This window comes from Shinella sumterensis, from assembly GCF_004514425.2.
In the GTDB taxonomy this organism is placed as follows: domain Bacteria; phylum Pseudomonadota; class Alphaproteobacteria; order Rhizobiales; family Rhizobiaceae; genus Shinella; species Shinella sumterensis.
Genome location: NZ_MYFN02000013.1, coordinates 1 through 15,740, shown reverse-complemented (window position 1 = coordinate 15,740; position 15,740 = coordinate 1). Strand labels below are relative to the sequence as shown.

Annotated in this window: 27 protein-coding genes; 5 read left to right on the top strand and 22 right to left on the bottom strand. The window is 60.6% G+C overall.

What is annotated here, in order from left to right; genetic code table 11:
- Position 1: 1 nt before the first annotated feature.
- Positions 2–124: a hypothetical protein gene (locus B5M41_RS26905; protein WP_268998397.1), complete on the bottom strand. Its 123-nt coding sequence runs from the start codon at positions 122–124 to the stop codon at positions 2–4.
- Positions 121–477 carry a hypothetical protein gene (locus B5M41_RS20575; RefSeq protein WP_134650895.1) on the bottom strand — a complete coding sequence of 119 codons (357 nt, stop codon included), beginning with the start codon at positions 475–477 and terminating at the stop codon, positions 121–123. The genes B5M41_RS26905 and B5M41_RS20575 overlap by 4 nt, the downstream gene beginning before the upstream one ends.
- Before the next feature lie 87 nt (positions 478–564).
- Here B5M41_RS20575 and B5M41_RS20570 point away from each other — a divergent pair, with 87 nt between their 5' ends.
- Positions 565–732, top strand: a complete 168-nt coding sequence (locus B5M41_RS20570; protein ID WP_304951167.1) for a Thivi_2564 family membrane protein — start codon at positions 565–567, stop codon at positions 730–732.
- On the opposite strand, the gene B5M41_RS20565 is transcribed toward B5M41_RS20570, so the two are convergent.
- The 9 genes from B5M41_RS20565 to B5M41_RS20525 all read right to left on the bottom strand — a co-directional run bounded on the left by B5M41_RS20565 (position 729) and on the right by B5M41_RS20525 (position 8,891).
- Entirely contained in the window at positions 729–1,223 is a 495-nt protein-coding gene (locus B5M41_RS20565) for a DnaT-like ssDNA-binding protein (RefSeq protein WP_134650894.1), read from the bottom strand. The genes B5M41_RS20570 and B5M41_RS20565 overlap by 4 nt on opposite strands.
- A gap of 48 nt (positions 1,224–1,271) precedes the next feature.
- Entirely contained in the window at positions 1,272–1,634 is a 363-nt protein-coding gene (locus B5M41_RS20560) for a hypothetical protein (RefSeq protein ID WP_134650893.1), read from the bottom strand.
- Between the two features lie 2 nt (positions 1,635–1,636).
- On the bottom strand, positions 1,637–2,662 hold the full coding sequence (locus tag B5M41_RS20555; RefSeq protein WP_134650892.1) for a major capsid protein: 1,026 nt from the start codon (positions 2,660–2,662) through the stop codon (positions 1,637–1,639).
- A gap of 14 nt (positions 2,663–2,676) precedes the next feature.
- On the bottom strand, positions 2,677–3,042 hold the full coding sequence (locus B5M41_RS20550; protein WP_134650891.1) for a head decoration protein: 366 nt from the start codon (positions 3,040–3,042) through the stop codon (positions 2,677–2,679).
- 3 nt (positions 3,043–3,045) lie between these two features.
- Positions 3,046–4,167, bottom strand: coding sequence for a DUF2213 domain-containing protein (locus tag B5M41_RS20545; RefSeq protein WP_230640252.1), 1,122 nt, complete (start codon positions 4,165–4,167; stop codon positions 3,046–3,048).
- Between the two features lie 337 nt (positions 4,168–4,504).
- On the bottom strand, positions 4,505–6,370 hold the full coding sequence (locus B5M41_RS20540) for a phage portal protein (protein ID WP_134652908.1): 1,866 nt from the start codon (positions 6,368–6,370) through the stop codon (positions 4,505–4,507).
- Complete coding sequence (locus tag B5M41_RS20535) at positions 6,370–7,593, bottom strand: PBSX family phage terminase large subunit (RefSeq protein ID WP_134652910.1); 1,224 nt, start codon at positions 7,591–7,593, stop codon at positions 6,370–6,372. The genes B5M41_RS20540 and B5M41_RS20535 overlap by 1 nt, the downstream gene beginning before the upstream one ends.
- Positions 7,562–8,041: a DUF2280 domain-containing protein gene (locus tag B5M41_RS20530; protein ID WP_134652912.1), complete on the bottom strand. Its 480-nt coding sequence runs from the start codon at positions 8,039–8,041 to the stop codon at positions 7,562–7,564. The genes B5M41_RS20535 and B5M41_RS20530 overlap by 32 nt, the downstream gene beginning before the upstream one ends.
- 226 nt (positions 8,042–8,267) lie before the next feature.
- Positions 8,268–8,891: a putative metallopeptidase gene (locus B5M41_RS20525; protein ID WP_134652914.1), complete on the bottom strand. Its 624-nt coding sequence runs from the start codon at positions 8,889–8,891 to the stop codon at positions 8,268–8,270.
- Between the two features lie 82 nt (positions 8,892–8,973).
- Between B5M41_RS20525 and B5M41_RS20520 the strand changes: the two genes are divergently transcribed.
- The gene (locus B5M41_RS20520) at positions 8,974–9,396 is read left to right on the top strand and encodes a hypothetical protein (RefSeq protein WP_134652916.1); all 423 of its coding nucleotides are present in this window, start codon (positions 8,974–8,976) and stop codon (positions 9,394–9,396) included.
- 67 nt (positions 9,397–9,463) lie between these two features.
- Here B5M41_RS20520 and B5M41_RS20515 read toward each other — a convergent pair whose 3' ends face one another.
- Positions 9,464–9,784, bottom strand: coding sequence for a hypothetical protein (locus B5M41_RS20515; RefSeq protein WP_134652918.1), 321 nt, complete (start codon positions 9,782–9,784; stop codon positions 9,464–9,466).
- Between the two features lie 123 nt (positions 9,785–9,907).
- Between B5M41_RS20515 and B5M41_RS20510 the strand changes: the two genes are divergently transcribed.
- Together B5M41_RS20510 and B5M41_RS20505 are read left to right on the top strand one after the other, a co-directional pair.
- A complete protein-coding gene (locus B5M41_RS20510; protein WP_134652920.1) occupies positions 9,908–10,093 on the top strand; it encodes a type II toxin-antitoxin system HicA family toxin in 186 nt (61 codons plus the stop codon).
- 62 nt (positions 10,094–10,155) lie between these two features.
- Positions 10,156–10,542: a type II toxin-antitoxin system HicB family antitoxin gene (locus B5M41_RS20505; RefSeq protein ID WP_134652922.1), complete on the top strand. Its 387-nt coding sequence runs from the start codon at positions 10,156–10,158 to the stop codon at positions 10,540–10,542.
- Between the two features lie 372 nt (positions 10,543–10,914).
- Here the strand turns inward: B5M41_RS20505 and B5M41_RS20500 are convergent, their stop codons facing one another.
- A complete protein-coding gene (locus tag B5M41_RS20500) occupies positions 10,915–11,178 on the bottom strand; it encodes a hypothetical protein (protein ID WP_134652924.1) in 264 nt (87 codons plus the stop codon).
- 426 nt (positions 11,179–11,604) lie between these two features.
- On the opposite strand from B5M41_RS20500, the gene B5M41_RS20495 reads away from it, so the two are divergent.
- Positions 11,605–11,766, top strand: a complete 162-nt coding sequence (locus B5M41_RS20495) for a hypothetical protein (protein WP_167719503.1) — start codon at positions 11,605–11,607, stop codon at positions 11,764–11,766.
- A 175-nt stretch (positions 11,767–11,941) separates the two neighbouring features.
- Here B5M41_RS20495 and B5M41_RS20490 read toward each other — a convergent pair whose 3' ends face one another.
- The 9 genes from B5M41_RS20490 to B5M41_RS20450 form a co-directional block, all read right to left on the bottom strand.
- Positions 11,942–12,598 carry a hypothetical protein gene (locus B5M41_RS20490; RefSeq protein ID WP_134652926.1) on the bottom strand — a complete coding sequence of 219 codons (657 nt, stop codon included), beginning with the start codon at positions 12,596–12,598 and terminating at the stop codon, positions 11,942–11,944.
- The gene (locus B5M41_RS20485) at positions 12,595–13,173 is read right to left on the bottom strand and encodes a GcrA family cell cycle regulator (RefSeq protein WP_134652928.1); all 579 of its coding nucleotides are present in this window, start codon (positions 13,171–13,173) and stop codon (positions 12,595–12,597) included. Before B5M41_RS20485 ends, B5M41_RS20490 begins: the two co-directional genes overlap by 4 nt.
- Positions 13,170–13,649, bottom strand: coding sequence for a hypothetical protein (locus B5M41_RS27050; RefSeq protein WP_134652930.1), 480 nt, complete (start codon positions 13,647–13,649; stop codon positions 13,170–13,172). Before B5M41_RS27050 ends, B5M41_RS20485 begins: the two co-directional genes overlap by 4 nt.
- A complete protein-coding gene (locus B5M41_RS20475) occupies positions 13,591–14,433 on the bottom strand; it encodes a hypothetical protein (protein WP_230640250.1) in 843 nt (280 codons plus the stop codon). Before B5M41_RS20475 ends, B5M41_RS27050 begins: the two co-directional genes overlap by 59 nt.
- Positions 14,434–14,447: 14 nt before the next feature.
- Complete coding sequence (locus tag B5M41_RS20470) at positions 14,448–14,807, bottom strand: RusA family crossover junction endodeoxyribonuclease (protein WP_134652934.1); 360 nt, start codon at positions 14,805–14,807, stop codon at positions 14,448–14,450.
- Entirely contained in the window at positions 14,804–15,025 is a 222-nt protein-coding gene (locus B5M41_RS20465; protein ID WP_134652936.1) for a hypothetical protein, read from the bottom strand. The genes B5M41_RS20470 and B5M41_RS20465 overlap by 4 nt, the downstream gene beginning before the upstream one ends.
- Positions 15,022–15,279 carry a hypothetical protein gene (locus B5M41_RS20460; RefSeq protein ID WP_134652938.1) on the bottom strand — a complete coding sequence of 86 codons (258 nt, stop codon included), beginning with the start codon at positions 15,277–15,279 and terminating at the stop codon, positions 15,022–15,024. Before B5M41_RS20460 ends, B5M41_RS20465 begins: the two co-directional genes overlap by 4 nt.
- Positions 15,276–15,461 carry a hypothetical protein gene (locus B5M41_RS20455; RefSeq protein WP_134652940.1) on the bottom strand — a complete coding sequence of 62 codons (186 nt, stop codon included), beginning with the start codon at positions 15,459–15,461 and terminating at the stop codon, positions 15,276–15,278. Before B5M41_RS20455 ends, B5M41_RS20460 begins: the two co-directional genes overlap by 4 nt.
- 55 nt (positions 15,462–15,516) lie before the next feature.
- Positions 15,517–15,740, bottom strand: a 224-nt coding sequence (locus tag B5M41_RS20450) for a hypothetical protein (protein ID WP_230640073.1), incomplete at its 5' end; no start/stop codon positions are given.

Below are 15,740 nucleotides of genomic sequence, written 5' to 3'. Positions count from 1 at the left end.
TCTATCCGATCAGCCAGCCGGCCGCCGCCCATCCGAGGTGAGCAAAGGCGCCCACGACGAACGCGATCAGCGCGCCCCGTACCATCAGGCGGCCCGCAAGAGATGGGTGGACGTTGTCGTTCATTGACGTGCCTGTGCTTCCCAGAACACCACCAGCCCGGCGGGCGACAGCGGCTTGACGTTGACGATGGCGTGCTCCTCGCCGCCGATCACCACTTTGTCGGCCGTGCTGGGCTCGATCGAGAGACCGGCGGTCGAGAGGTAGACTAGCTTATCGCCCCTCATGATGAGCGTGCCGTCTATCTTGTCGTCGGTGTACTGCATGACGGCCAGCTGGCAGGCGTGGTCGGTGGTGACCGTCTCCGGGTCGTAGGCCGGGCCGCTTGTCGTCGTGCGACGGATGGCGCCGGCCTGGCCGAACTTGGCGATGAGGCGCGCCGCGGTTTGCTGAAGCTTCGGATAAAGCGCATTCACCATTTCGCACGCACGCCCTTTCCTTCTGATTTCAACGCCATAGATACGCCCCTACAGCGCAATTCAGCGCTCGCTTTAGGAGTTGGGGTTTTGGGAACATCAGTTTTGGTCAGCATCTTGATCACGTTTCTGGTAATCGTGCTGGTGCTTTATCTCATCGGCATGCTGCCGGTCGACGCGAAGATGAAGCAGATTGCTCGCATCATCGTCATCATCATCGGCGTCATTTCGCTGCTGAAGTACCTGGCCGTTTTCTAGACCACCAGGACGCCCACAACGACCGGGCAGAGGAAAGGCCATAGAAGGCCTTCGATCACAGTCACGACGGGCGTTGCCATCGCAATCATGTCAGCGACGCTCGTCGATGAGGACGTTGAATACTCCACCTCGATCTGCCCGACCTTCTCCCGCTTAACGGTCGAGGTTCCGGTCACGACCGGCGAAAGGCTGCCCGGGTTCGTTAGTTCGAGGAATGCCGCCTCATAGGACGCGTTGATGATGGCGACGGGCACAGTGTCGGCCGGGATCGCCTCTCCGTAATAGGTGGTGGCGCCCGTGCGGGGCCACGCGCGCTCCTGAGCGAAGCCACCCGTCCTGCGCCCGTTGAACCGTGGCTCATACCGATCGATCACCAGAGAGCCGCGCTGCATGGCAGCGTCTTTCTGGGCATCGGTCGTTCCATCGGGGAAGGCATAGCCGGCCGCGGTCGCGTACGTCGTGAAATCCGCTCTCGTACCGTATCCGGCCATGTCTTCCTCCTTTGGTGTTTGCCCGGCAGTCGCCCGCCGGGCAAGGTCTCAGGGCTGCGTCGCCAGCTCTTCCAGAGCAGCGATGATCTCGTCCTTCTTGGACGGGGTCTTTTCACCGAGGAGTTTGGCTGCCGCCGACTTGAAGGACATGAACTGGACGGCCGGATCGTTGGCCATAGCCAGGACTTCCGTTGCGTTCTTGGGCTGATCGCCGGCATCCGCAGTCTTCTCGCCATCGGCGACGACAGTGACCTTCACGCCGTCGCGCGCCAGCGCGTCGATCTGCTCTTCCGTCGGTTCGCGCGCATCCCTGACCGTATCGGCTTTCCCTGCGGGCACGACATGGTGCCCGCCCTTCACTTTGAAAGCCTTGTCGACATGGCTTCCGTTCTTGACGTTGATCTCGGCCATGGTCAGGTCCTCGTGCCCTTGCGCAGGACGTCGGGACGCTGAACGAAGTACAGCGGGTAGCTGTAGAGTTCGCCGCGCGTCCATGCCTGACGGTCCCGGTCGGGGATGTTGATGGCGTACGTCTCCTGCCCGAGCGTGTTGACGTAGGGGCCGAACTCCGCGGGGGCGTAAGCGACCTTGAAGATGTCGCGTGCGCCAACGGGGAAGAACTTCGCCTCGTCCGGGTCGATGGCCACCGTGGAGTTATCGTCGGTTCCACGGTAGTTGTGCCAGGTGATGCCGCCGTAGGTAAACGACTGCCAGGACTTGTCGCCACGCAGATCTGCGGCAGCCGCCCAGTTCAGATAGGTCTTCTCCACCTCGGGATGCGTGATAAGCGCATCATAGAATGCGTCACCGACCAGAGCGTGGACGGTCGTCGCGGGCGTGAAGGCCCCGCCGGCGGAGCGTGCCATCGACCGGATCACCTCGGCGCACTTCAGGCGCACCGCACCTGTTGCCGGAGAGGCGTTGTCGAGGTCGAAGTCGATGGCGGCCGATTCAGTGACACCGAACTCGGTGAAGTAGTTGTAGATCACCGACGTGCCGTCCGCATCCAGCAGGAGACCCTGCAGGGCTCCGAGACGGTGGTACTCGTGGGTGAGTTCCATGTCGTCGCGAACCATCGCCATGCGGCGCAGGTATTCTGCTTGCACCTGCGAGAATTCGGTATCGGAGCCGAAAGCGCGGATCCCCTGCACCTCTTCCGCATAGAGCGTGAAGCCCTTGGCAAGGCGGACCGTCTTCAGGGGCACTGCGTTGCGGGGATCGACCTGCAGTTCCTTCGGGGGCGCGCCGACGGGGCTGGAGGGGATCAAAGTGAGCGCGTTCTCACGGCGATCGACGAAGATCGAGCGCGTACGAACCGGCATGGGCTCGAAGATGCCCAGCTGGCCGAGAACCTGCGGCTTATAGCCGACCTTCTGGACCGCGCCGGTAAGCGAGGTCATGGAGAAGGCCGAGCTGTTGAAAATATCCATAGATGCCATGGTTTCGGCCTCCTTTATCGGACAATGATGCCGAGCGCCTTGAGCGCAGCGTTGGCCGTAGCCTTCGCAGCGTCATTGGCGCCGGCCTGATAGATGAGATGAGCGCCGTTCACTTCGCAGTCGCGGGTGACGACCGTGCGCTTCACGGTGCCAACGGCGGCTTCAAAGAGGATTCCGGCGATGGTCTGGGCGCCGCTCGAAGCGCCAGGATCGTAGGCGACGTAGTTGCCGCCGGACGTCAGTTTGCCGAGGATCGTGCCGGCAAGCAGGCCCGGTGCGGAGCCAGCGGCGACCGTGACCTCGTCGCGGGAGCGATACATGCCGTTGGCTTCGGAAACCAGAAAGTTTGCCGTGCCGCGCTTTTCGTAGAGAGTAGCCATGGATCAGGCCTCCTTCTTCAGGCCGACGCCGGCCGTGGCGAAGACATTGTCGCCCCATGCGTCGTTGGAAATGACCTTGAGGCCATCGGATACTGCACGGGCGAACGGATCGGGATTCGCCTTGGCGTCTTCGGCCAGGATGTCGAAGCGCGCGTCGATGTAGGCCTCGGGCTTGCCGGCGAGTGCCGCATCGCCGAGCTTGGCGACGACGACGGCCTTGCGGATATCGGCGTCGGTCAGGCCTTCCGTCTTCACGTCCTTGGCGATGGACTTGGCGACGGAAATGAGGTCCGCACGGGCCTGCACCTTGGCGTCGAGGGCCTTTTCATCGAGAACCTTGGCCTTCAGGGCGTCGATTTCGGCGTCCTTTTTGGCCAATTCGGCGTCCTTGGCGGCGATGGCCGTCTGGTGCGCCTTCTCGGCGTCGATGAACTTCGTGTTGGCATCGGCAAGTCGCGACTGCAGCGTGCCGATCACCGTGGCCCCCTGGTCGGTTACTTCGACCGGGATGCCATCGACGGTAACCGTCTTCAGGGTCATGATCTTTTCCTTTTCGGGTTGCTGATCATTGGTCACAGGGGCGGCGCCCCACGAAATCGCACCGTCACCGATGCGAGCTTTGGAACCAGCCCGCGCCCGATCAACGATCGCGAGGTGGTTGATCTTGATGTTCGATTGCTGGGCGTCGAAGGCCGAGCCATCCGGGGCCACGCCGTCGCCCCAGACGAGTTCGCAGGTGTAGCCGGCCGACAGCTCGCGCTTGCCTGTCTCGACGGCCTCAATCGCTGCGGCGTCCTTCAGGATCAGCGGCAGGTGCACCCACTCGCCATCCTTCTTGGCAGCCGTGCTGACCTCGCCGACTGCGAGCTTCTTCCAGTTGTCGGCCGTGACAGCCTCTGCCGGGTGATCCATCGTCACCGGGGCATGTGTGAAGCTCTGGAGGCTGGCGTCGGCGAAGACCTGATCGGCCGGGCGATAGACGCGCACCACGGGAAGTCCCGGCTTTCCGACTTCGGAACCCGCATAAAGCTGAATGCCGGTTCGGACAGAGCGCGCCTCAGCAACAAGGTATCCATCGGCCGTCCGGCGCGTGCCGGACACCGCTACAGCGTCGGTAAAGTTCATGACGTCGCCCTTATATGGACTCGACTCTTGGTTGATTTGGCGCTGTAATAATCCCGCCAACAGGGAGGATGCTATGGCCCTATACAAGTATGCGAACTACCTACAGCAGAGTAATCACGCGAACTTCGACGTTGAACGCCCCCCGGGGTTCATCTCGCCCGATTCAGCAATCTACCGCTGCATCCACTGCGGTGACGAAATCGCAGCGAACAAAGGCAATCCGTTGCCTCCGCAAAACCACCACCAGCACAATCCGCCTTCGCCTATCAGGTGGAAACTGGTCGCAGTGGCGGTACAGCGGTGAGGCAGATCCGTGGTGGGAAATCCCCATCACGGGCTATGCCTCGCGAATTCCCGACTGCCAGTTTTCCTTGACCTCCTCAAACACCTCCGGGCCAAGCACGATTTCACCCTGATAGGGCTCGACATCGGCAAGGTCCGGGGTATCCGGGTCATAGCTGATGGTGATGTGAGGCTGGTATTCCGGGTGATCCCATGATGCGCCCTTGTCGACCATCTCGTCATGGCGCCAACGGAGCATGTTCGAGTTGAACAGGAGGACGCGCGCCTCGCCGAACTTCTCCATCAGCCGGGCGCCCCCGCGCGGGATCTTGACCTCATCTTCCCATGTGCTGCCCATCTCCATCCAGTCAACAGGGGTGCGGCTGAACGTGATGGTGACGTGCAGGTCATCCGCCGGAAGCGTGGTCTTGAACCCCTGCCCCTTGGCCCATGCGATGATCTCGGCGGCGTTCAGGACGTCACGGCGGACATAAAGCGTGCGAGGCGCGGCGTCGTTCGCTGCCGCCTGCATGCGCGTCACTTTGCTGGCTTTCGCCCTTTGGGCTGTTGCCGCCGCTGCAAGCTCCTCATCCGTCGGCTCGTTTTCCTCGATCGATCCAAACTTTTCCACCGCGGCCGCAAGTCCAGGCAGGTTTCCATCTTCCTCTATGCGCGAGATGAGAGCCTTGGACACGGCCTCGCGGGTGATCAGCTCCTGCCCCGTGCCACTGCCGACGATGGCGCGGGCCGCCTCGGCGTTGATCTTGAAGACTTCGGCGCGCTCCTTCTCGGTCTGGCTATAGAGCGGCGCCCACTCGTAGTAGATTTTCGGATCGCGCTTGCCCGTGGCCGAGCGAATGCAGATCTCATCGAACCGCCACAGGGCCGGCGACAGCTTGTTGCGCTGGTCGGCGCCGATCCTGTCATAGTAGTTTTTCAGCGTGATCTCGCCGTTCGAGCCGAGCCCAGAGGGCGCATCCTGCAAGAACCGCACCATCGGGATATCGGCAGCCCCCGATGCGACTTGAAGATATTGACGAAGAAGCTCAGGGAACTGGCTGAAACTTATCGTCTTCTGTTCCCACTTCTCTCCCTGCGCATTCTCGCCCGTGCCGCCGTTGCCTTCCAGAAGCAGCATATTGAACATGCTCTTCATCGTGTTGGCGTAGGTGAAGCGCTCGGTGAGCTGCTGGGTCGTGACTGGGTTGCGCAGCACCTCGGACAGGCCCGGCATGTAGATCACGTCGGTCTTGGCCTCGGGGATCAGCGAGGCTGTATGCTCCTGTGTTGACGCTGCGTTCTGGAGCGCGTCATAGACGATCTGCAAGACGCTATCGCCCCACACATCGTCGCCGGCCGAGCTTTTGTCGAGGATCGGCGCGCCGACAAAGCGGATGACGCGAGACGGGTGGATATCCACGGTCGTTCCAGCGCTGCTGGTGAAGCGCCACATCATCGGCTCGCCGTAGTAGGGCGATGTGATGTCCCGGTTGATATCCGTGAAGCTTACCTGATCCCGGCTAAGAACATGGACGTATTTCAGGGCATCCTTGCCGACGCGCTCAAGGACAAGCTCCTCACTCGGATCGCCGGCATCAACACCGATGATCATGAGCGAACCGCCGCGGAGGCGGGCAAGTTGCATGGCCTCATTGACCTTGGCCTGGATGTTGATCTGCGGCGCGCGCTCGACCTTCTCGATAGCCTCGACAACCGCCTCGTCGGCCTTCCACTCCCGCCACTCACGGGTCATGTCGTCGGGTATGATGTCAACGACCTTCCGGCCCATCCAGTCCGACCGGTGCATGGCAACGAGCTGCTGAGGATCGATCGGCGTGAAGATGAAGGTGTTGCCAACCTTCTTGTCCTTTGCCGTGCCAAGGCCGCTGACGAAGTTCTGCAATCGGTCAAGAAACAGCATCAGACAACACCCAGCATTCCGTATTTGAAACCGCGCTTGATCATCGGCGTGACCGCATATCGAAGCGCATCGATCCCATGGTTATGGGCGTCTACGATCACGGCCAGGATGTCACCCGTGTTGCGATCGACCTTGTAGGAGTAGAGGCGCATTTCCTGCTGCAGCCTCTTGCAGCGGGGATGCACGATGATCTTGCGGAACGAGCGCAGGAACTGAATTCCGTCCTCTACGCTGCCCTGCCATTTGTCGACCGCGACCGAACGGGGCAGACCGTGGCGCGTGAGATAGCTGATAGATTCCGGCCGGGCATTGTCCCACCGCGTCGTGTGCTTCGCGAAATCCGGTATGTGGCGCGAGACGAACTCGGCGGTATGATCGAGCTCCAGCTGCTCCTTGAACGCCTCATGGCTGACATAGAGGCCGTCGCCATGAATCCAGCACCGCACAGCGGCTGTGGGATCCTGCGCGAAGCCAAAGTCGCCGCCCTGGTATGGGCCTTCCCAATCGGCGCCGGGTTCAAATTCCTCAATCGCCCATTTGCCGCCCATCACCTGCTTGTCGGAGTTGGTGAGGTATGCGCCTTCCCAGACATGAGCATATGTGTTCGGGTCTAGACGCTCCTGCTCGCGCCGGCGCAGCGTATCGAGGCCGGGCGGGAAGTATGGGTTGTCGTCCCAGTTCAGTTCGGCGATGCGGGCATTGGCCGGCGGATTCTTCACAAACCTCAGATCGACCGGCGAGCCTTCAAGGCGCGGGTTCCATATCGGCCACAGTTCGCTTTTCGGCTGGCGGAACACCGTCGCCTCAAGCGCGAGCCATGCGGCCTCGGGAACGTCCTCTGCCTCCTCGACGATGGTAAGGTCTATCTTCGCAAGCGACTTGATAGTGTTCACCGACTGGCGAAGGCCGCGGAAGATGAATTCCGTCCCGTTCTTGCCCTTCAGGTAATCCACGCCGACGTCGTAATGGCCCTCAAGCCATGGCTCCGATGCAATCGCCGCCTTCAGTTCGGCGTGAAAGCTCTCCTTGATCGAAGCTTGAAATTCTCGGGTGCAGAGGATACGCAGCGGCTCTGCATATCCCCATACCGCCGCCATCTTGGCGAAGTTGAAGCTCTTGCCGCTCCCTCGCCCGCCTCTTGCTCCTCGATACTGAACCGCGCCTCGCGCCGGAGAGAAGACCGGGACAAGCTTACGAGGAAGCCTGATCGTCGCTACGGTCATCGGCTGCCACGATCCTTATTTCGCTGGGCGGCGGGGTCATCGTGCCGTCGCTGGAGGTGTGATCCAGCTTGCGATGGTTGGTGTACGAGTTGCCGACCTCTTTGGCTGCCTGCTCCAACAGCGAGGATGCCAGCACCATGTTGCCCTGCCCCTCTGCCTTGTCGGCCATACGCTGAAGAGCGCGAAGACGAACGGCGCGGTGGCTGATACCGATGGATGCTGTATCCTCAAGGAAGGTCTTGCGCGTCTCTTCAAAAAGCACTCGCCACTTGGGCGCCAGACCGGATGCTGCCTTCTTGTTCGGGTCGTGGCTCTCTACAAGCTGTCGGCTGACCTCGATGCCGAACTCCTTCTTGACTGCGGCCGCGACAATCGACGGGGCGTCGAAACATGCCAGGGCTTGCACGATGTAGGTTTTCACCTCATCGGTTAGCTTTGCTTTAGCCATTGGCGCGTCAAAGTCCGGTCAAAAGGGAGAATGGGGCAATGAGTAACAAAGACTGGTGCGCGGATCTCTACGCGATGAGACAACAGCACCTCGATCAAGCTGACTGGATCCGTAGTAGGCTGGGCGATCTACCTACCGACCCTGAATGGCAGAGAATCTTGCAGCGGCACGATGACACCGCAACTGATCTCGACAGCCTCATGATCAAAGCAGGATGCATGAAGCCCTAAGCCACGCGCAGATTGCAGGTCCCGCATGCATGCTCGATATGAGCGCGGGCAACCTCAGGCGGCCGGCTGGCCGCGTCTACGAGTTCGCGCACACCGGCGGCGTCTGCCCCGTAGCGGCGAACCACACCGATGAACTGCTCTACGTCATGCCCGCGGATGGTGAAGACCGGGCGGCCGGTCTGGCTGTTGAACTTCGGGGCGCCGAAGCTGTCGACGTCCAGGGCGGCGTGATAGAGTTCGTGCTCAACCAGCGCCATGAACTCAGCATCGCCGCACTGTGCGCAGTAGTTGGCATCGAGCGTGATGATGAAGTCAGGCACTGAGCCGAACCATTCGGTGATCTGCTGTTCGACGCGGGCCTTTGCCCACTTGCCCATCGCGCCCTGAGGGGTGCCAGTCTCGCACTGGCCTATGACACGCTTGCCCTTGCGGGTGTTTTCGACCGTGGCCCAGAGATAGCCGATGTGAGCGTCTGCCAGATGGGCGTGCTCGGGGTTCGCTACCGGCGAGGACTCATCCAGTAGGGTAACCCCTACCCACTCCGACATACTGAGCGCGGGCATGAATGGCGCGCCATCTATTCCGAACATGCTTTCTGGAGGTTGTGGGCGCTCAATCATGGCTTGCTTTCGGATCAGCGCTGCGCGAACTTCTCATGCCGCCCATTTTCCGGGCTGGCCTGGGCTAACTGGGAGGTTGGGAATGAAACGTTTCGCAATACTGTCAGCTATTATCTTCACGGCAGCGTTGCCGGCACATGCGCAGAGCGTATGTGCTCTGGTATGCCCGCAGGCGCTCCTTGAAACCAAAGCATGCTCGATCAGCGTTGATCAGAATACATGCTCGTGTACCTGCAACACGGTAAAACTAGACCCTCAGGAAGTGCCTGTCGGCACGAAACTGCAAATTGAATTGAACGGCACCCGATACGATCTGACAAAGCTTCCCGCGCCAGCTGGCTCGACTCAAGCACTTCTAGACACGCTAGGCGACATCCTGAGACCTGAAATCGCCAACCCAAAAGGTGAACCAGGGACAGTGGTCTTGAAAGATGACGGCACGATTGGCGGCCACTATGGAAGTGATGGCGAGTTCAATCCGGGGAAGCCGGCAAACATGAAGTAGAAGGAAATTTTGATCTAGATTTAGAGAGCCGGACCTAAGCCCGGCTCTCGTTTCGGGTATGCGGGGGTTAGATGCCCGCTCGGGCGCCGATGTCAGGGTCGATATGGCGGTATGCTTCGACGGCGACGGGCGTGCTGGCAACGTTCAGGCTGGAGAGGTCGACCGAACTTCGGGTGGCCGCGCTGTGGGGCTCGGCCGACGGGGCGATGACGCTGAGGCAGACGACGTCGGCATAGACCTGGTGGATCATCGGCTTCTCGATCGAGGCCTTCACGGCTTCATAGACACCGGGATCGGTGGGCGTGGCCGCGACGGCCGGCGCTGCGATGGTGAAGGCCATGGCCGCAATGGCGAGGCCGGCACAGATCAGACTTCGGATGCTGTTCATGCTGGTTCCTTTCTGCTGGGGTGGAGGGGTAGCGCACCGAAATGCGCAATTATTTACTCATAGCCTCTTGACCTCTGCCACGATTTTGAGTATAAATATACTCATAGAAACAACGGAGAGGTGATGGAAACAAACACGGCAAAGATCATCAAGCGTCTGAAACAAGACGGTTGGCGATTGGAGCGACACGGCGGAAACCACGATGTTTACCGCCACCCGGAAAAAGGCGACACGCAAGTGCCACGGCACAAGGAAGTCACCCCCGGAGTAGCCCGATCAATCGCCAAGAAAGCAGGGTGGGCCATCTAGGCCCATCCGATCTTTGCGAGTTTTACGTCCCTTTTCATGAATACGTGCCAAGGAGGGCAAGAATGTTCAGATATCCTGCATTGATCGATGGTGAGGCCGGCGCCTATGGCGTCGTGTTTCCCGATCTCGACGGCGTAGTTGCGATGGGTGACACCATCGACGCGGCGCTGTTGAACGCTGAGGATGCGTTGCGAGACTATGCCCGAAGCTGCGAAGAACTCGGCGAGCAGTTGGCCACACCGTCACCGTTGGAATCCGTCGAGGTACCCGAGGGCTCTACCTTGACGACAGTTCCCCTCATCCGCCCCGGTGGGAAGCCCGTGCGCATCAACCTCTTTCTTGAAGAGGGAACGCTGGCTTTCATCGACGGAGAGGCGAAGCGCCGAGCAATGACGCGGACCGCCTATATCGGGTGGATGGCGAACCGTATGGCTCAGATGGGCGGATAAAGCTCGGCGGTGTCTGGGCTTGGCCCGCCGCCAGGAGGCGCGGCGGGCTGTGATTGATGACGGCTCCAGCGATATCGCCCGCCACGGTCTTGCCGCTGTGTGCACCAGCGCGGCAATCTGCTTGACCGGCCCGAAGGCTACCGTCTGCCGGCCGTGGCCGGTTCTGTTATGGCTATGCCGTATGGGGTCGGGAAGGAACGGCCGGGCACGAACCCCGGCCTTCACGAATGACTATCCGCCTTCCCGATGGGCTTTGGAATGGGAAAGACGGGGGACTCGAACCCCAACCTACTGCGATGCAGTGGCTCTACCAGTTGAGCTACGTCGCGAGCGCGTGATCAAGGCGCCGCCCCATTCCAAACTTTCAAAGCTTCACGACCATCGTTCAGAGTCACGGCTTTTATCGTCAATAGCACGGCGCATCGCTTCTTCGCGGCCACATTCATACTTTTGCATATGATAGCGGATGATCGATTGGCGCCGGTCCTCATTCATCATTGCGAACACATTACGGAACCGACTTTCGGTCGCTGAGCTCTTCCCCCTCCAAGCGGACCGCCGGAAATATTCAGACAAGGCGAAGTGTATCGCCCAACCAGTGCACAGCGCGGCCACCGCCGCGATCACCCATTCCATTTGGAGTTCCGAGGGCGAGTGTACCGTCACTATGTCGATAATGGACCCTGTCTCGTTCACGTCGCCTCACAAGCAAGAGGAGATGGACGACCGCTGGGCCACTTATAGATGTTCGGTTGCTTTGCATGCTGCTAGCCCAGAACAGTACCGAACATCATCGTCCGGCATCGTTGTATCATGGCCCTGTTCACACCCAATGAACGCTATCATCGGCATTTTAGCTATCGCCGGGCTACCCTTCCGGCCTAGCCGCTCGTCCTTGGTGGAGGCATCCTCAGATGGACAGGCTTTCCTTGACTTGAGGTGAGACGGATCCTCTTAGATTTCAGCTTGTTGCTATATGGGCGGTGACCACCTACATAAGGCTCATCGGGTAGGCGCGCCTCGTGGCGCTCATGCCATCCGGCAATCCCTAGGAGAAAAACCATGGCACAGTCGAAAGACGCCTCGGCGTCCGCACAGAATTTTGATGCCAAGACACTGGCGAAGAAGCATCGGATCTCTGTTGAGGATGCCGCGAATATCCTTGCTCAGTATGGCGATGACCGCAAAGCGGCAGATAAAGCGGCACGCCGCATAGCCGTGTAGCGCAAGGGCGGCGCACTCGAACAAACGGGGCACGCCGCTTTTTCCTTATCAGAATTTCGGCAATATTCTTCAGCGCGGGGCGCGGTGAAATCCGCCCCGTGGCCCGGCGAGTGTTCCCTCGTTAATCGAGGTCCGCGATCAGAACAGCCACAAATCACCAAAGATTTCGGTGATTCTAAGCGACCTGATCAATTTCCGCAAGCGTCTCGGCGGCTTCCAGCGCATCAAGTTGTGCAGTAATTGCCAGAACGCGGGCGCGGACCACCTCACTCAGCCTGTCGATCGCCATATCAGCGTGCTCGCGGAGGGATGTTTTCGGGTTCCGGCCCTTCGGCAGCACCTTCTTCAACTGGCCGCGAAGATGGTTCTGCTTGTTGAAACGCTGGCGCTCCATGTCGGACCATTCCTGAAGCTTGTGGGCCTGATCCGCCTCGAACTCATCCATCATGAACTGAGCGATCATGTTCTCAGGGAAACGCACCGGGCCGGCGGTTCGGGTCGGCGCCAGCATGCACATGACGGCGTCAACCGCCCTCACCCGCTCGAACTCAAGCCGCGGCAGATGAACAAAGGCATAGCCGACAAGGAACGGCTGCCGGCGCTCGATGAGCTTGTTGGTCCGATGGTGCTTGGTTCGGATCCAGTAGGACGGCATGAAGACGTCGATGCCCTCCTGACGAAGCTGACGCTCGAGGATGCTCTCGCCCTTGCGGCGCTCCCATTCGGCTTCTTGCTTGTAGGTGGCGTTTGCGGCCAAGGGGATCGGCCTTGCCATCCGCTGTGTGCCGGGTTTTGCGCGAACCGCGTACCAGTTCGTTTTCGTCGTATTCATGCCGCATACCTCCTAAGATCGTTCGGCGCCCGCTGCTCAGATATGGTCCCCTTGCCGACGCTGCGAAGCTGGTGATGGTCGCAATAGACGCCGGCCGCCCGATGGCCACAGAACAGGGTATCCGCCTTGCTGCCGATGATCGGCCAGCGGCATTCATGCGCGCCGAGTTCGAAGAGGCGCTTGAGCGTGGCAGTCGCGTCGTAGGCCTGCGGCTCTGACGGCTCGGGCGCTTTTCGCTCTTTCCGGGGGCGCGGTGGTGCGGCCGCGCGCTCTGCCTCACGCTGGATCCTGGCAAGCCGGCGGCGCTCGCGCTTCGCATCGTTCTCGCGATGGCGCCGGTCACGCTTGAGCTTCGCGCTTTGCTTGGTCTCGCCCCACGCCCGCAGGGGATATTCCGCCAGTTCGGCACGGTTGCGGGCATAGATGCCCATGATCACCATGCGGGATAGCTGCTCATGAGTTCGGGCCGCGACGGCGTTGGCGATGTCGAGCGCCGACATGCCGGGCTGGTAGATTTCCTTGATGATGCCGATTCTGATACTCGTCTTGTCGTTCCGCTTGATGTGAGCGTTCATGCCGCATTCTCCTCTGCGCGGCGCGCGGCGGCCACCTGGGCGATGATCTCGCTGGCCTTCCGGCGCTTCTCCTGGGAAATCACCTTCTGCTCGGCGACGAGCTGCGCGCTATCCAGCAGTCCGCGTCGACGCTCGGAGGCCATCCGTCGCAGCTCGGTTTTGCCGGCCGCCTCATCTCGCGCCAGCCGCGCAAGAGCCGCTGGGAGCGGGATGAACGCCGGGTTGAGATCGGGATACTCGCCGCGCTTGAGCTTGATGAATGCGGCTCGAAGGCCGCAGATCGGCACGCCCTTGAGGACGATGCGATATTCCTCGACCGGGTCGGCGGCCTTGATCGACTGCGGGAAGAGCATGCCACCGTCCATCAGCGAGGCGATGGCCTTTGCGATGTCATCCGGCCCAGCCGGCGAAAGCTGCTCAGTGAGGGCGGTAATCTCCTGATCCAAGGTCGAGAGTTGTGCCGGCAAATTCGTCATCTCGGTCTCCTGTCTCGCGTTTCAGTTTTTGGTAGATGCTGTCCTGACGCTGCTGGAAGGCTGATTTCTGAGGCGGGGCTTGCGAATGCTGAAAGGTCGCCAGACGGCCGCCGCGGTCCTGATCGCGGGAAAGCCACGACACGACGAACTTGCGCATGCCGCGCGCCGTCTTGCGGTTCCTCTCGTTTGCGATGAGCCATTGCCGCATGGCGCGAAGCTGCTGGGGAACGTCGACAGCCGGGAAAGCGCTCTGCCACTCCGCAACGTCGGCTTGAGAGATGCCGACAACCTGGCCCTGAGTGGCAGGGAGATCGATCACCGAAGGCGAGGACGAGGCCGGAGCGGATTCATCCGGCTCCGGGCAAACATCCGAACGAAGTGAGGATGTATCCTTGGTGGTTGGTGTATTGGTGTCTTTAGTGTTTCGTTCTTGTTTCGGTTTCGGGCTCTCTGGTGTTTCAGAGTGTGTTTCACCGTTCTGATAACGTACGTAATTACAGACGGTTACGAGCGTCTTTCCTGTTTCAGAGCGTGTTTCAATCATGTTCTGGCTTGTGAGCAAGTCGAGGAACTGCGCGACACGCCGCGTCGAGGTCCATTTCCAGACCGCCTGCATTTCCCTGATGGTCGCAAAGAAGCTGCCGACCGGAACCTTGTGGACCGACGCGCCGACGCGGTGCGCCGTCTCTTTCCACGCCGCACGGCCAATCATCCACTGCCAGGCTTCGCGCTCGGTGAAAGGCTCCGGCGCGAAAACGCTATGCTCGTGAAGATCGACCTGCATGCGGACCCACCGGCTCATGGTGCCCACTCCAGTTCAACCTTCACCATTCCGTTCCGCTCGACCGGGCCGCGCGGTGAAATGGCGAGATCCCACTTGCTGTCATCCACGCCAATCGCCAAGGCGATGCCGTCGGCGGCCGCCTTCATGCTGGCGACGAGATTGTCCAGGTCATAGGTTCGGTGGCTTGGAGGGTAGAAGGAATATCGCACCGTCAGACGATCGGCCTCGATCTTGCCAATGCCAGCCTCCTTGACGGCGAAGAACGCATCACTCTTCGCCTTTCTTTTCGCCCGGTGGAGTGATGCCCAGTGACCGCGAGCATTCGGGCTTAGCGCCTTGTCGGGCCACGGCAGGAATAGTTTGGCGGTATTCATCCGCGCGCCTCCCTGAAAAGCGAGGCACACAAATCTCGATTCCGGTCACGCCACGCCAAGGCCTCCTCAGACAAGGCGCCGCGCCCGAAACCCGCATGCCGACGGTTCATCTCCTCGTTAATCTGTCGGTCGGCTTCATGCGGCTTTATGCCGACAGCTAAGGCGATCTTCTCAACGTCGGGGCCGTATAGGATGTAGGCTTCGAGGAAGGAGATCATTCCACCACCTTCAGCTTTCGCCGTGAGGGCGGCTTACGAGGACCGTGGCCGGTACCGAGGAAATGATCGTCGTGGAAATGGCCGATAGGATCGGAGCGAAGCTGCGCCTGCACCTTCTCGACGCCTACCTCTACCTTGCCCTGATAGACGCGGTCGTTGGGCGTGAAGTCGCATACCGCGAAGAACTCGATTGGCTCGTCGCTGTAGACGGTAAAGCCGCCCTGGGCGTCCATATTGATGACGACGCGGTTCATGCGCTCGCCCTCCTGTTTTCGAGGTTGGCAAGAGACCGCACGCATCGATCGCGCAGGCGAGTGATCACCGCGAGCTTATGGAGCTTCACCCCATTGTCGGCCTTGCCCATGCTCCCTTTGATCCTGGTGATCTGGGCTTCGAGCTCGGCTATCTCTTCCTTGAGGAGGGTGATGTCGTTCATGCCGCCCTCCCATAAGCAACGGCTAGCGCGCGTTCGGTCCGGAGGATCGCACGGCCTATGGCTTCGGGGATTTGCGGGACGACGGCATCGCCGAACGCTTCGACAATGAGGCTTGCTGCAGAAGTCCCTTTTGGACCGCCGACTGCAATGCGCGTGCCAGCCACCCAGGCGGAAAGCCCATCATCCAGTTGTAGGTGAGCGGCAAGGTCATCGAGGGACCAGTCAGTCCGCCATTCTGCAACGCGGCCGCAATCTGCCGTGCGTACTGCCATTTGTCGG

What these genes read in the sequence shown, in the direction of transcription:
- B5M41_RS20550 (WP_134650891.1), bottom strand. Translation starts at nt 3,042, where the DNA reads ATGGCTACTCTCTACGAAAAGCGCGGCACGGCAAACTTTCTGGTTTCC.
- B5M41_RS20475 (WP_230640250.1), bottom strand. Translation starts at nt 14,433, where the DNA reads ATGCAGGTCGATCTTCACGAGCATAGCGTTTTCGCGCCGGAGCCTTTC.
- B5M41_RS20530 (WP_134652912.1), bottom strand. Translation starts at nt 8,041, where the DNA reads ATGGCTAAAGCAAAGCTAACCGATGAGGTGAAAACCTACATCGTGCAA.
- B5M41_RS20565 (WP_134650894.1), bottom strand. Translation starts at nt 1,223, where the DNA reads ATGGCCGGATACGGTACGAGAGCGGATTTCACGACGTACGCGACCGCG.
- B5M41_RS20470 (WP_134652934.1), bottom strand. Translation starts at nt 14,807, where the DNA reads ATGAATACCGCCAAACTATTCCTGCCGTGGCCCGACAAGGCGCTAAGC.
- B5M41_RS27050 (WP_134652930.1), bottom strand. Translation starts at nt 13,649, where the DNA reads ATGACGAATTTGCCGGCACAACTCTCGACCTTGGATCAGGAGATTACC.
- B5M41_RS20525 (WP_134652914.1), bottom strand. Translation starts at nt 8,891, where the DNA reads ATGATTGAGCGCCCACAACCTCCAGAAAGCATGTTCGGAATAGATGGC.
- B5M41_RS20535 (WP_134652910.1), bottom strand. Translation starts at nt 7,593, where the DNA reads ATGACCGTAGCGACGATCAGGCTTCCTCGTAAGCTTGTCCCGGTCTTC.
- B5M41_RS20465 (WP_134652936.1), bottom strand. Translation starts at nt 15,025, where the DNA reads ATGATCTCCTTCCTCGAAGCCTACATCCTATACGGCCCCGACGTTGAG.
- B5M41_RS20460 (WP_134652938.1), bottom strand. Translation starts at nt 15,279, where the DNA reads ATGAACCGCGTCGTCATCAATATGGACGCCCAGGGCGGCTTTACCGTC.
- B5M41_RS20495 (WP_167719503.1), top strand. Translation starts at nt 11,605, where the DNA reads ATGGCACAGTCGAAAGACGCCTCGGCGTCCGCACAGAATTTTGATGCC.
- B5M41_RS20455 (WP_134652940.1), bottom strand. Translation starts at nt 15,461, where the DNA reads ATGAACGACATCACCCTCCTCAAGGAAGAGATAGCCGAGCTCGAAGCC.
- B5M41_RS20520 (WP_134652916.1), top strand. Translation starts at nt 8,974, where the DNA reads ATGAAACGTTTCGCAATACTGTCAGCTATTATCTTCACGGCAGCGTTG.
- B5M41_RS26905 (WP_268998397.1), bottom strand. Translation starts at nt 124, where the DNA reads ATGAACGACAACGTCCACCCATCTCTTGCGGGCCGCCTGATGGTACGG.
- B5M41_RS20510 (WP_134652920.1), top strand. Translation starts at nt 9,908, where the DNA reads ATGGAAACAAACACGGCAAAGATCATCAAGCGTCTGAAACAAGACGGT.
- B5M41_RS20490 (WP_134652926.1), bottom strand. Translation starts at nt 12,598, where the DNA reads ATGAATACGACGAAAACGAACTGGTACGCGGTTCGCGCAAAACCCGGC.
- B5M41_RS20555 (WP_134650892.1), bottom strand. Translation starts at nt 2,662, where the DNA reads ATGGCATCTATGGATATTTTCAACAGCTCGGCCTTCTCCATGACCTCG.
- B5M41_RS20540 (WP_134652908.1), bottom strand. Translation starts at nt 6,370, where the DNA reads ATGCTGTTTCTTGACCGATTGCAGAACTTCGTCAGCGGCCTTGGCACG.
- B5M41_RS20560 (WP_134650893.1), bottom strand. Translation starts at nt 1,634, where the DNA reads ATGGCCGAGATCAACGTCAAGAACGGAAGCCATGTCGACAAGGCTTTC.
- B5M41_RS20505 (WP_134652922.1), top strand. Translation starts at nt 10,156, where the DNA reads ATGTTCAGATATCCTGCATTGATCGATGGTGAGGCCGGCGCCTATGGC.
- B5M41_RS20485 (WP_134652928.1), bottom strand. Translation starts at nt 13,173, where the DNA reads ATGAACGCTCACATCAAGCGGAACGACAAGACGAGTATCAGAATCGGC.
- B5M41_RS20545 (WP_230640252.1), bottom strand. Translation starts at nt 4,167, where the DNA reads ATGAACTTTACCGACGCTGTAGCGGTGTCCGGCACGCGCCGGACGGCC.
- B5M41_RS20515 (WP_134652918.1), bottom strand. Translation starts at nt 9,784, where the DNA reads ATGAACAGCATCCGAAGTCTGATCTGTGCCGGCCTCGCCATTGCGGCC.
- B5M41_RS20500 (WP_134652924.1), bottom strand. Translation starts at nt 11,178, where the DNA reads ATGGAATGGGTGATCGCGGCGGTGGCCGCGCTGTGCACTGGTTGGGCG.
- B5M41_RS20575 (WP_134650895.1), bottom strand. Translation starts at nt 477, where the DNA reads ATGGTGAATGCGCTTTATCCGAAGCTTCAGCAAACCGCGGCGCGCCTC.